Below are 12,845 nucleotides of genomic sequence, written 5' to 3'. Positions count from 1 at the left end.
CCCAACGGGGATCATGTTCCTGCGCGATGTCGACGGATTCCCGCAGTTGCATCTCCTGCCGCACATGGGTGAGCCGACGCGGTTGACCGAGCTGCCGCTGGGGGCCGGGGCCGCGGCCGTCAGCCGGGACGGTCGCCGGGTCGCGTTCTCCGCACCCGTGAACCGCGCGCCCGGCGACGCCGCTGCGCCCATCGTCATCGACACGCTCGACCAGAAGGCGGACGAGATCGGCTGGATCGGCAGTGTCCGCCGCCAGATCTTCGTGATGGACCTGGGATCCAGGCAGATCAGACAGGTCACCGACGGCGACTACGACGCGGACGGCCCGGCATGGTCGCCCGACGGCGACCGCCTCGCATTCACGGCCTCCATGGCCCACCGCGCGGACGTCGAGCTCGAACGCCGCGCCTACGCGGTCGAGGTCGACGACCCGCTCGCTCCGGTGCAGGTGCTCGGACAGGCCACAGGAGTGACCGGTCCGGTCATGTGGGCTCGCGACGGCGCGTCGCTGCTCGCCGTGGGATCACCCGCGATGGTGGCAGGTCATGCCCGGCTTCTCCGGCTGTACGGCGACGGCAGGCCCGACACCGACATCACGGCTGGGCTGGACCGCAATGTGCTGCCGGGCGCGACGGGCTACCCAGGTGGCCACCCGGCGCAAAGCCACGACGGCAGCGAGATCGTCTTCTGCCTGCGTGACCGTGGCTGGACCCATCTGTACGGGGTCGGTCCGGATGGCGGAGAGGGCAGGCCGATCGTCGCGGAGCCGCATCAGGTCGTCTCCGCGCTCTCGGTGGCCGCCGAGGCACCCCGTGCCGCGATCGTCCTGACCACTCCTGAGTCGTTCGCCGAGGTCGCGATCGTCGACCTCGCCACCGGCGAAGTCGAGGTCCTCACCTCGCTGATGGAAGAGAGCCTCCCCGGGGTCCAGCTCTGTCGACCGGAGCCACGAGAGTTCACGATCAGCGATGGCGTCGTCGTCCACGGGTGGCTGATGGCGGCACCGGACACGACCGGAACCGCTCCGCTCCTGCTCGACATCCACGGTGGGCCGCACAACGCCTGGGCCGGTGTGGCCGACGAGATCCATCTGTACCAACAGCTCCTCGCCGCACGCGGGTGGCGTGTCCTCACGCTCAACCCCCGTGGATCCGACGGGTACGGCGAGGAGTTCTACCGAGCCGTCGACGGCGGCTGGGGACGAGCTGATCTGGCGGACTTCATCGAGCCGATCGACCAGTTGATCGCCGAGGGGATCGCCGACCCCGAGCGACTCGCTGTCGCCGGCTACAGCTACGGCGGCGTCGCGACCTGTGTCCTCACCGCCCACACCGACCGGTTCTCGGCCGCGGTGGCCGGCGGCCTGATCTGCGACTTCGCCTCCATCGCCGGTCAGCGACTGCTGCCGGAAGGCTTCTTCGCCTCGGCGACCGCAGGTGCCGCGCCGACAGACGTGGTCCGGCTCATCGAGAGCTCTCCGATCGCACGCGTCGAGCAGGTGAAGACACCCACGCTCGTGCTGCACGGCGAGAACGACAACACCTGCCCGATCGGACAGGCGCAGCAGTGGTTCTCGGCACTGCGGATCCGGGGTGTGCCGACTCGCCTGGTGGTCTATCCAGGAGGCAGCCACCTCTTCATCGCCGACGGCGAGGTCGATCACCGCGTCGACTACCACGCCCGGGTCGTGGAATGGGTCGAGCTGCACACCCGCGCCGCCGCACGGCCGGCCGCGCTGTCGCCGGCCCCACGTGGGGAGCACTACTGGCGCCGCCGTCTGGACCTCCTCCGAGAACGGCACGGAGTCGTCGGGGCGCAACTCGGCATCGTGCAGCTCGATCGGAGCGGAACGGTCTTCGACCGCATCACGGTCAGCTCCGGGGTCCTGAACGTCGCGACCCGGGAACCCGTCATCGACGACGCCGTCTTTCAGATCGGGTCGATCACGAAGGTCTGGACGACGATGCTCGTCATGCAGCTCGTCGACGAGGGGCTGCTCGATCTCGACGCTCCCGTGCGCGAAATCCTGCCGGACTTCAGGCTGGCCGATGACGAGTCGCCCTCGGTGACGGTACGGGCGTTGCTCAACCACACCAGCGGCATCGACGGGGACGTCTTCACCGACACCGGGAGGGGAGACGACTGCGTCGCGCGGTACGTGGAGCACCTCGCCGCCGTCTCCCACATCCACCCGCTTGGAGAGAGGTTCTCCTACTGCAATGCTGGCTTCGTCGTCGCGGGCCGCATCGTCGAGGTGCTCCGCGACATGACGTGGGACGAGGCGCTGCTCCACTATTTGATCAAGCCGATGGGCCTGCGGCACACCATCACCCTGAGCGAGGACGCACCCAAGTTCGCCACGGCGACCGGCCACGCCGGCTTCGGCGACGAGTCGGCCCCGGTGCCCCAGTGGTCGATCACCCGATCCATGGGACCCGCGGGCCTGATCGTGGCGAGCGTCGGCGACCTGCTGACGTTCGCGGAGATGTCACTGCGCGGAGGGGTGACCCGGGAAGGCGTTCGTCTGCTGTCAGCCGGCAGCGCTCGCCTGATGACCATCGAGCATGTCGATCTGAGACAGAGCGTCGCCACCGTCCAAGGCTGGGGACTGGGCTGGTTCCTCGAGGACTGGCGGGGAACCTTCGTATACGGCCATGACGGCGGCACGATCGGCCAACGTTCATACCTGCGCTTGATCCCCGGTACGAACTACGCGGTGGCGTTGCTGACCAGCGGTGGTCAACCGGATGGTCTCTTCTACGAGCTGTTCGCGGACGTCACGTCGTCGATCGACGGCAGTCTGCCCCCGGTCCGGGTCCGGGCCGACATGACACGTCCGCCCGAACCGCTGGAGGGCGCCTGGGAGTGCGCCGGCTATCGCGCGGAGGTGACCCCCGACGCGGACGGTCTCAGACTGACACTGTGGGAGCGGAAGGGGCATCTGCGCGACGGCACGGCAGCAGAGCCGGAGTCCGTCGCGCTGCATGCCTCGAACATCCCGGGCGGCTACGCCTACACCACCGCTGAGCTCGCGGGGGAGAAGCAGTTCCGGCCCGTCGCCGGCGGCGTCTACAACGGATCCCGCTTCCTGCGGCAGGAGTGCTCATGACGACCCAGGCGCCGAGCTCGACCTCCATGGAGTTGCGGCTGCTTCACCGCCCGGAGGAGATGTCTGCCGCCTCCGAGCTCGTGGCGCAGATCTGGAAGGTCCAAAACACCCAGTCGCATGTCAGCCCGGAGCTCCTCACGGCGTTCGCGCACGCGGGCAACTACGTCGCCGGTGGTTTCCGCGGCCATGAGCTCATGGCGGTCTGCGTCGGGTTCTTCCACCCGCCCCGGGAGAATGCCCTGCACTCCCACATCGCCGGCGTGCGACCAGACGCGGCGGGCACAGGATGGGGCAGAGCCCTCAAGCACCACCAGCGCGACTGGTGCCTGGCCCGCGGTGTCACTCGCGTGACGTGGACCTATGACCCCCTGGTGGCCCGGAACGCGTACTTCAACCTCCACAAGCTCGGCTGTGAGGTCGAGGTCTACCTGCCCGACTTCTACGGACCGATGGGTGACGGGCTCAACCAGGGCCAGCACAGCGACCGGATCATGGTGGCCTGGCACATCGGGCAGGCCACGGCGCCCTCACGAGCCGAGAAGAAGCACGGCCCCGCCGTACTGAGGTCCGTGGACCGGCGACCCCAGCTCGACCTCGGCCGGGCGGAGTCGCTGACCCGATGCGTCGTGGAGATCCCCTCGGACATCGAGGCTCTACGGCGCCACGAACCCGAGCTCGCGATCTCATGGCGGCTCGCGCTACGACGGGCGCTGGGTGGGCTGCTGGAAGAAGGCTGGGTCGTCGTCGATTTCGACCGCCAGGGTCACTACTGCCTCACGAGGAGCACCTGAGAATGCACATCGAGCGTGTCGAGCTCATCACGGTCCGGATGCCGCTGATCCACCCGTTCACCACCTCGTTCTCCACCCAGACGGAGCGCCTTCCGCTCCTGATCCGGGTCACGGCCTCAGACCACGGCGGCACCGTAACCGGGTGGGGTGAGTGCGTCGCCCTCGCCGAGCCGTTCTACTCGCCGGAATACCTTGAGGGAGCACGAGAGGTCCTGCGGCGATTCCTCGTGCCCGCGCTGTTCGAGTGGCAGGCCGCGGGTCATGCCGTGTCGGCATCGACGGTCGGCGCGGCACTTGAGCACGTGGTCGGCCACCGCATGGCCAAGGGCGCTCTGGAGATGGCGATCCTGGATGCCCAGCTGCGGCTGCGGAACATGTCGTTCGCAGCGCAGCTCGGTGTGACCCGCGCCTCGGTGCCCTCGGGGGTCAGCGTCGGCATCGAGAAGTCGATTCCCGACCTGCTCGGCCGGGTGGCCGACTTCGTCGACCAGGGCTACGCGCGCATCAAACTCAAGATCCAGCCCGGGTGGGACCTCGAGCCGGTCAAGGCGGTGCGCGAGCGGTTCGGCGACATCGCGCTGCAGGTCGACGCGAACACCGCCTACCGTCTCTCCGATGCCCAGCGGCTGCGCAGACTCGACCCCTTCGATCTGCTGCTGATCGAACAGCCGCTGGGCGAGGAGGACCTGCGGCAACACGCCCTGCTCGCGGGCCTGCTCACCACGCCGATCTGCCTGGACGAGTCGATCGTCGACGCGCGGTCGGCCGCCGACGCGATCGCGCTGGGGGCGGCGAGTGTCATCAACATCAAGCCTGGAAGAGTGGGGGGATACCTCGAGGCGGCACGCATCCACGACCTCGCGCTGGCGCACGGCGTCGCGGTCTGGTGCGGCGGCATGCTCGAAACCGGCATCGGCCGAGCCGCCAACGCGGCGCTGGCCGGGCTCCCGGGCTTCACGCTGCCCGGCGACATCTCGGGCTCGGATCGGTTCTACGCCCAGGACATCACCGAGCCGATCGTCATGAAGGACGGCGCGGTGTCGATCCCCGGCGGACCCGGGTTCGGCGTCGAACCCCTTCCCGCGGCACTCGGCGAGATGACCGTTCACACGCTCGACCTCACCGCCTAGCGACGAGACCAAGGATCAGGCCAGATGGGATCAGCAGACAGCTACGACACCATCGTCGTCGGAGCGGGCTCGTCCGGCTCGGCACTCGCGGCACGGCTCGCCGACGCGGGACAGCGGGTGCTGCTGCTCGAGGCCGGCCGGGACTACGCGGCCTCGCAGCTTCCGGAGGCATGGAGGTCGCCGAATCCGTTGAACGCGATCCTGAACTCCGACTACAACGCGTTCTTGTGGGACGGGCATCTGGCCACCAGGACCGAGGCCCAGGAGCCCTACCTGTACTGGCGAGGCAAGGGCCTCGGCGGAAGCTCGACGGTGAACGGGCAGATCGCGATCCGGCCGCCCATCGAGGACTTCGACGAGTGGGCGGCCTCCGGTTGCACCGGATGGTCGTCCGCGGAGGTCATGGCGGACTTCGTCGCTCTGGAGTCCGACGCCGGCTTCGGCGACGAGGACTACCACGGCACCGCCGGCCCGATCCCCGTCTACCGGGCCCCGGTCGACACGTGGGGCTCGGTCGACCAGGCGCTCCGCGCGGCAACGCTCGCCTCGGGTTTCGGGTGGGCCCCGGACGTCAACGCACCCGGCGCGACCGGCGTCTCTCCCTACCCCATCAACTCGATCGACCGTCGACGGGTCTCGTGCCACGACGCCTACCTGGAGCCACGTCGCGACAACCCGGGCCTCACCATCCGCGGCGACAGCCTGGTCGACGTGGTTCTCTTCGAACGTGCTCGGGCAGTCGGCGTCCGGCTGGCCAACGGATCGGCCTTCCACGCGAACCAGGTCGCGCTCAGCGCGGGCGCCACGGCTTCGCCCTCGATCCTCATGCGCTCGGGCATCGGCCCCGCCGATGACCTCCGACGGCTGGGCATCGAGGTCCGTGCCGATCTGCCGGTGGGCCGTGGGCTCCAGGACCATCCGATGGCCCTGATAGGCATCCCGCTCACCGAAGCGGCCTCGGCCGGCCCCGCCGACCGGCACACGAACTGCTGCGTGCGCTACAGCAGCGGCACCGTGCCCGGCGGGAACGACATGATGCTGGCCGCCCTCAACCAGAACGCGCTGGCCATGGCGGCGGCCGAAGTGCGCGCCGGCGCCGGTGCCGTCGGGGTGTTCGTCAACCGGACCTACTCGCGCGGAACGCTGAAGCTTCGAAGCGCCGACCCGAGCACGCAGCCCCGGGTGGCGCTGAACATGTTGTCGGACGAGCGCGACATCGACCGCCTGGAAGCGGGCATCAGGTTCCTCGGCGACCTGGTGGCCCACTCCAGCTTCGCGGAGATCGCCGACGGCGATCTCTGGCGGGTCAATTCGTCGCTGCGCGATGCCCTGGACACACCAGGGCGACTGCGCGACTACCTGCGCGCCAGCGTGGTCGACACGCAGCACGCGACGAGCACGTGCCGGATGGGAGATCCGAACGCGCCGGAGACGGTCGTCGACCCCCGGTGCGAGGTCCTCGGTTTCGAGGGTCTCCGAGTCGTCGATGCCTCCGTCTTCCCCTTCGTCCCACGCGCCAACACCCATCTCGCCTGCGTGATGTTCGGCGAGCACATGGCCCGCAGGCTCCACTGAAGCCGGCTTCGATTCAGAAGGAACGAGCAGATGAAGCGCCTGAGCAACATCATCGACGGCACCCCGGTCGAAGCCGCGGACCCGGAACTCCACAGCGTCGTCAACCCAGCCACCGAACAGGTCGTCGCACTGATTCCGGCCGGATCGGCCGCCGACGCCGCGGCGGCGGTGGAGTCGGCGCAGGCCGCGCACGCGGGCTGGGCGAGGCTCGACCTCGAGGACCGCCTCGGCCGGCTGAGCCGCACCGCCGACCTCCTCGAACGGCATGTGCGCGAGCTGGCGGAACTCGAGAACCGGGAGATGGGCAAGCCTGTCCCGCTCGCCGAGCAGTTCATCGCGGGCGGAATCGCCTCGTTCCGGCTCGGCATCGAGCGGGCGCGGTCCTATCCGTTCGTCGCCGACGTCACAGCTCCGGGCGAGTCCGGACGGACAGTGGTCATCCGTGAGCCGCTGGGCGTGCTGGCACTCATCGTGCCCTGGAACTTCACGGTGACCTCGATCCTGGGAGCCCTCGGCCCCCTGCTCGCCGCCGGCAACACAGTGGTGATCAAGCCCTCGGAGAAGGCGCCGCTGTCCGCGGCCCGGCTCGTCGAGCTGTGCGACCTTCCGGCAGGCGTGGCGAACCTTCTCCTGGGCGACGCGCGCGCCGGCAAGCCCTTGGCCGAGCACGAGGCGGTCAAGCTGGTGCACTTCACCGGGTCTGTCGAGGCGGGCCGCAGCGTCGCCGTCGCCGCGGCCAAGCGCCTTCAGCGAACGATCCTGGAACTGGGAGGAAACGACCCCGTCCTCGTCGACGCCGACGTCGACGTGGCCGCCACCGCCAAGGCGGTCGCGACGTCGACGTTCCTCAACAGCGGACAGATCTGCACATCGTCGGAGCGGATCTACGTGCACCGCGCGGTCGCGGACGAGTTCATCGCCGCCCTCGTGGCCGAAGCCGAAGGCTGGACGATGAGCGACGACCCCTACTCCCAGGGCCTGGGACCACTGGTCGACGACACCCAGAGGAGGATCGTGCACGACCACGTCCACGAAGCCGTCGACCGCGGGGCGACGCTGCTCTGCGGTGGCGGGCAACCAGACCGGCCCGGATACTTCTACCCCGCGACGGTGCTGACCGAGGTCACCTCGGACATGCGCATCATGAAAGAGGAGACCTTCGGGCCGGTCGCCCCCGTCACCGTGGTCGACTCCTTCGCCGAAGCCATCGACCTGGCCAACACCTCAAGCTTCGGACTCGCGGCGACGGTCTATTCCTCGACCCCCGAGAACCTGCGGCGCTGCAGGGAGCTCAACGCCGCTCTCGTGTGGATCAACGAGTGGCAACACGGTGGCGTCAACATGGTCTACGAGCCGTGGGGGGTCAGCGGGATGGGTGCGACCGGGGCAGCGGCGTCGTTCGACGCCGCCACCCGCCCGGTGTCGATGCTCTACTCGCCGTCCACGAACCACGGGTAGTACGGGGCCGTGCTCCAGGCAGGGGTCGCGCCGGTCGTGGCGGCCTGAGCAAGGGCCCACTCCGGAGAGCCGAATATGAGTAGGGGCTACTCATGTCCGGCGGTGGGCCGCGGGACAGGATGCGATCACGGGGCTGGGAGTGCCCGCCCGCGATCATTCCTTGATCTCTCCCAGAGGAAGAACATGCTCACACGTTCCGGCAAGCTCGAGGCGATGACCGCGTCGGGATGCCTGGCGATGTCGGTGCTCGGTGTTACGGGGGCCGGCGCCGAGACCGCGTTCGCCCCTGACACCTGCGCCAGCGGGTACGTCTGGCGCGGCGCGCGGTCCAGCGACCACGTCTGCGTGGACCCGGCCGTACGCGACCGGACGCGGTCGGAGAACGCCTCCGGGGTCTGGCACGCGTGCACGACCGGGTTCGTCTGGCGGGAGGCGTACACCGGTGACTACCGGTGCGTGGTCCCCAGCTCCCGCTCCCAGGCGCGGCAGGACAACGGCAGCGCGGCCCGCAGGCTCGCCTGGGTCGTCATGATGAAGCGCAACCACGCCGGTAACGGGCCCTCGTGCGACGGTGAAACCTGCTCCACCACCAACGAGGGGCCGTACCAGACCGTGGGCGTCCGCGGCTACTACCTGACGCCGGGCACCCAGGTCGCCGTCCAGGTCAGGCGCGCCTCGGATGACCGGGTGCTGTGGCAGGGCCGGGCCACGGCGCAGCCGGGCGGTAACGGACCGGCGGGCAACTACTCGGTCGACACGGGGCGGGTCCTGTGCGGTGGCAGCTCGTTCGCGGCGCCGCTCACCGCGTACGTGGTGGTGCGCGGCGACGGCGGGCAGTGGTCGCCGCGCGTGCCGATCGCCTGGCGGTCCTGCGGACTGGTGTGATCAGTGTGCCAGGGGTTCCGGCCGGGGCCCGGTGAGGATCCTCGCGTTGAGCACCGTGGTGACCTTGAGGGCCCATGCTGTCCAGCGTCGAGAACGCCGGCAGCTCCAACCGTGCCTGCGCCAGCCGCTCCAACGCCACGTTGATCAGATCCGGCGGATGGTTCTTCACCCAAGCCGCCCGGGTCATCGCCTTGGCCGCGATCTTGCGGGCCTTGCCGGGCGCGTACGCCACCCCTTCCCGGCGCCGCACCAGCACCCGATGGGACTCGGCGGTGCGCGCCGAGGCGTACACCGGCGCGATGTCGTCTTTCAGCTCCAGGCATCGCCGTACGTGCTTCACCACCACGACCGGCACCTCGCGGGCCTTGGCGAAGCGGCCCAGCCGCTGAAAGCACTTCAGCGCGAGCGTCAGCGCCAGCAGGTGCTCATCGGTGTCGGTCTTCTCCCGCGCCCACGCCATCTCCTCCTGCGAGGGAGAGAAAAACAGGTACAGCTCGCGCGTCATCATCAACCGCGGGAACACCCGATAGGCGGTCCGCTCCACCGACGTCACCGCACACGCCTCCCGGCCGGCTCTCCCGCTCAACAGACGAGGCACACCGTAGCGAGACGAACACGCACACAACAGGCGAAGAAGATCACAGCTTGATCAAACCCACGCTCAACCCTTATAGCTGAGCCAGCCCACCGTATCCGCAGTTAAGAGGCGGGTTCGTTGGATTTTCGGCCAAGACTACGGGCACCCCAATTCATCCCTTATGCGGTTCGACGAGCCGATTTGGTCGCTCGTCGTCGCGCTCCACAAATCTGTCAGCCCGGAACTCGGTCGTGGTATCCGTCAGCCGACTGCACCTCGGTCGTCAGCCTGCGGTCGTCCATAGTCGGCTCTCAGCCCTGGACCCCGGCACCCGGCAGGGTGCCTTCGACCACGTCGCGGAGTTGTGACCGGGCGGTGATGCCCAGTTTGGGGAACACCCGGTAGAGGTGGGAGCCGACCGTGCGCGGCGAGAGGAAGAGTCTCTCTCCGATCTCACGGTTCGTCAGGCCGCGGGCCGCGAGCTGGACGATCTGCTGCTGCTGGGGACTGAGTTCGGTGACGGCACTGGGCACTACGCTGCCGGCGGCCTCGATGCCGGCGGCTCGCAGTTCTGCCTTCGCCCGCTCGATCCATGGCCGCGCGCCAAGCCGCTGGAAGGTGTCGAGTGCCGTGGTCAGCAGCGGGCGGGCCTCGGCGATGCGACGTTGCCTCCTGAGCCACTCACCGTAGTCCAGCCGTGTCTGTGCCCGCTCGAACGGCCACTGCTCGCCCGTGTCGTCCGCCAGCGCCGCCTGGAAGTACGGTTCCGCGTGGTCCGGTTCAGCGAGCAGGGCGCGGCCTCGGTTGAGCAGTGCGGTGATCCGTGCCGACATGCCCGTACCAAGGCGCCGCGCCGATCGCTCCAGCAGTTCGGCGGCGTCCTCCCGTCGCCCTCGGCGGACGGCCGCCGCGGCGAGTTCGGCCAGGACGGTGTAGGACACGTGGTAGTGAACCGGATCGCCGTCATTGGTGAAGGCGGAGCGGAACTGCGCGTACGCGGTGTCGTAGTCGCCCTCGGCCACTGCCGCCAGGCCCAGGGCCCGACGTGCGAAGACCGCGATGGAGCGGCTTTCCAGCGGGTCGACGAGGACCAGCGCCTGCTCGGCACCCCGTCGCGCGTCAATCGGCTCGCCGAGCAGCGCGAGCACCGTCGCGTCGAGCGCATGCGCACACGCCTCGGCGTGGTCCAGCCCGGCCGCTGACGCCACCGCCGAGATCTCGGCGGCCACCGAACGGGCGTCGGCCCATCGGCCCTGCTCCAGATAGGCCCAGCCGACGGCGCATCCCAGGCCGTCCGGCAGCGAGCCACGGGCCTGCCACCGGTCGAACGCTTCGTCGAAGGTCCTGGCGGCCAGAGCGGTCTGGTCCAGGATCCAGGCCACGATGGCGAGCGCAGTCAGACTGCCGGCGTCGTCCTTGGCCTCGGCGATGAGCCCGGGCAGCGCCGGGGCGAGGGAGGCTCCCGCGCCGTTGGGGTCGGAGACTGCCAGTACCCAGGCGCGCAGGGCGCCCCTGGCGGTGGAGTCCGGCATGGCGGAGAACAGGCTCTCGATCTGTTGTCGCTGGGACTCCTCGCCCGAGTAGTAGCGGACGGCCGCGGCCGCAGCGAGCGCCTCCAGCACGCGGGGCGAGTGGGCGGCCGCCGCCTCGTCCGCGATGCGCGTCAGCAGGGCGAAGGCCGCCGCATGGTGCCGGCGCAGGGTCATGAGCTGCCCGGTGGCCAGCGAGGCCCTGTTGATCAGTGCCGGGTCGTCAGCGCGCTTGCGGACCTCGGTGGCCAGGTGTTCCACCCAGCCGAGCTGACCGGTGAAGACGGCCATGACGGCGGCCTCGGTCAGCAGCCGCGCCTGGTCCGCGTGGCTCGGGCTCAGCTCCGCGGCGCGCTCCAGGGCGGCGGCAGCGGCCGCGTATCCGCCCCGGCGCCGGCCCCGGTCGGCCGTCTGTTGCAGGGCGGCCGACACGTCCTCGTCGGGACGCATGGTGGCGGCGGCGAGGTGCCAGGCGCGGCGGTCGGGCTCCTCGCTCAGCAGCTCGGCGAGAGCGAGATGTGCTTCCCTGCGTTCCTCGAAGGACGCGGCATGGTAGATGGCCGAGCGGATGAGCGGGTGGCGGAAGGAGATCCGGGGGCCGTCCTGGCGTACGAGACCGGCCCGCTCCGCGGGTGCCCACGCCTTGTCGTCGGCCTCGGGGAGTCCTCGAGAGGCCGTCGGCGCGTCCATCGCATCAGCGGCCGCGAGCAGCAGCAGGGGGCGGCGAGTTGCCTCCGGCAGGAACTCCGCGTGCTCCGCGAAGATCCGCTCCAATCGGTCGGTGACGGGCAGCGGGCCCTCCACGCTGCTGCCGCCGGAGTGCCTGGTCGCGGTGGCGCGGGCGAGTTCGACAAGGGCCAACGGATTGCCGGCCGCCTCCTGCAGGATTCGCACCCGGGTTCGGCCGGTGGGTGGTGTCGGCTGCTGGTCGAGCAACCGGTTCGCCGCCTCACCGCTCAGCGGACCGATCTCGAGGCGCTCGTATCCCTTGTCGAGCCCGGGCAGCGCAGCCGCGGCGCGCACACCAACCAGCAGCGTGACGGGTTCGCTGTCCATGCGTCGGGCCACGAAGGAGAGAACGTCCAGCGATGCACGGTCGATCCACTGGGCGTCATCGACTACCACGAGCAGCGGCGCCGGTTCCGCCAGGTCCGACACCAAGGTGAGAACCGCCAGACCTACGAGCATGCCATCAGGGGCCTCGGTGCATTCGTCCAGACCCAGGACCGCCCGGAGCGCGGTGTGCTGCCGCGGCGGCAGGCTGCCCAGCTCACCGAGCACCGGGCGGAGCATCTGATGAAGGCCCGCGAATCCAAGGTGTGCCTCGGACTCGCTGCCGACCGCCCGCAGCACCCGGCCGCCCTCGCGCCGCGCGTGGTCGGCCGCGAGGTCCAGCAGCACGCTCTTGCCGGCACCAGGGTCGCCCGTGAGGATCAACACCTCGCTGTGGGACCGGTCAGCGGCGACCCGCCGCATGATTTCCGCGGTCTCGGTTTCCCGGCCCACCATCGGCAGACCAAGATTGCGTGTCGAGCGCTGGTTCCCTTGAGCGCTTCCACCATTTTCCACGGATGCTCCAGGAATTGGGATTGCTCAGACAATAGCGCGGGAGTGTTTCTGTCCCGCCTATGGGGCAGGGCGCCGGTCCTGAGCTGTGTGTTTGAACTGGCTTTTAACGCATGCGCCGCCCGGGATATTCCGGCCGCCCGATCTCTGTTCGGCGCCGTGCCTGTCTCGTTCCCGTGCCGCATGGCCGGCCGATGGCCTCGCCGACGCCGGCCACGGCAACGA

The 12,845-nt window shown here is 69.6% G+C and carries 8 protein-coding genes; 6 read left to right on the top strand and 2 right to left on the bottom strand.

Annotated elements, in window-relative coordinates:
• The first annotated feature begins 13 nt into the window (after positions 1-13).
• From AB0H88_RS41265 to AB0H88_RS41240, 6 genes are all read left to right on the top strand, one after another.
• Positions 14-3,109 (top strand): serine hydrolase, encoded by a 3,096-nt coding sequence (locus AB0H88_RS41265; protein ID WP_357654037.1) that lies wholly within the window; start codon positions 14-16, stop codon positions 3,107-3,109.
• Complete coding sequence (locus tag AB0H88_RS41260) at positions 3,106-3,900, top strand: GNAT family N-acetyltransferase (protein ID WP_357654036.1); 795 nt, start codon at positions 3,106-3,108, stop codon at positions 3,898-3,900. Before AB0H88_RS41265 ends, AB0H88_RS41260 begins: the two co-directional genes overlap by 4 nt.
• A gap of 2 nt (positions 3,901-3,902) precedes the next feature.
• On the top strand, positions 3,903-5,030 hold the full coding sequence (menC, locus tag AB0H88_RS41255; RefSeq protein ID WP_357654035.1) for an o-succinylbenzoate synthase: 1,128 nt from the start codon (positions 3,903-3,905) through the stop codon (positions 5,028-5,030).
• A gap of 24 nt (positions 5,031-5,054) precedes the next feature.
• Positions 5,055-6,605 carry a GMC oxidoreductase gene (locus tag AB0H88_RS41250; RefSeq protein ID WP_357654034.1) on the top strand — a complete coding sequence of 517 codons (1,551 nt, stop codon included), beginning with the start codon at positions 5,055-5,057 and terminating at the stop codon, positions 6,603-6,605.
• A gap of 30 nt (positions 6,606-6,635) precedes the next feature.
• Entirely contained in the window at positions 6,636-8,063 is a 1,428-nt protein-coding gene (locus AB0H88_RS41245) for an aldehyde dehydrogenase family protein (RefSeq protein ID WP_357654033.1), read from the top strand.
• Between the two features lie 183 nt (positions 8,064-8,246).
• The gene (locus AB0H88_RS41240; RefSeq protein ID WP_357654031.1) at positions 8,247-8,948 is read left to right on the top strand and encodes a hypothetical protein; all 702 of its coding nucleotides are present in this window, start codon (positions 8,247-8,249) and stop codon (positions 8,946-8,948) included.
• Here the strand turns inward: AB0H88_RS41240 and AB0H88_RS41235 are convergent.
• Together AB0H88_RS41235 and AB0H88_RS41230 are read right to left on the bottom strand one after the other, a co-directional pair.
• The gene (locus tag AB0H88_RS41235) at positions 8,863-9,501 is read right to left on the bottom strand and encodes a DUF4158 domain-containing protein (protein ID WP_357654030.1); all 639 of its coding nucleotides are present in this window, start codon (positions 9,499-9,501) and stop codon (positions 8,863-8,865) included. The genes AB0H88_RS41240 and AB0H88_RS41235 overlap by 86 nt on opposite strands.
• 335 nt (positions 9,502-9,836) lie before the next feature.
• On the bottom strand, positions 9,837-12,563 hold the full coding sequence (locus AB0H88_RS41230; protein WP_357654029.1) for an AAA family ATPase: 2,727 nt from the start codon (positions 12,561-12,563) through the stop codon (positions 9,837-9,839).
• Between the last annotated feature and the right edge of the window lie 282 nt (positions 12,564-12,845).

This window comes from Nonomuraea sp. NPDC050680 (assembly GCF_040654555.1).
Classification (GTDB): Bacteria; Actinomycetota; Actinomycetes; order Streptosporangiales; family Streptosporangiaceae; genus Nonomuraea.
The sequence above is the reverse complement of the archived record's forward strand: the minus strand, read 5'-3'. Positions and strand labels throughout refer to the sequence as shown.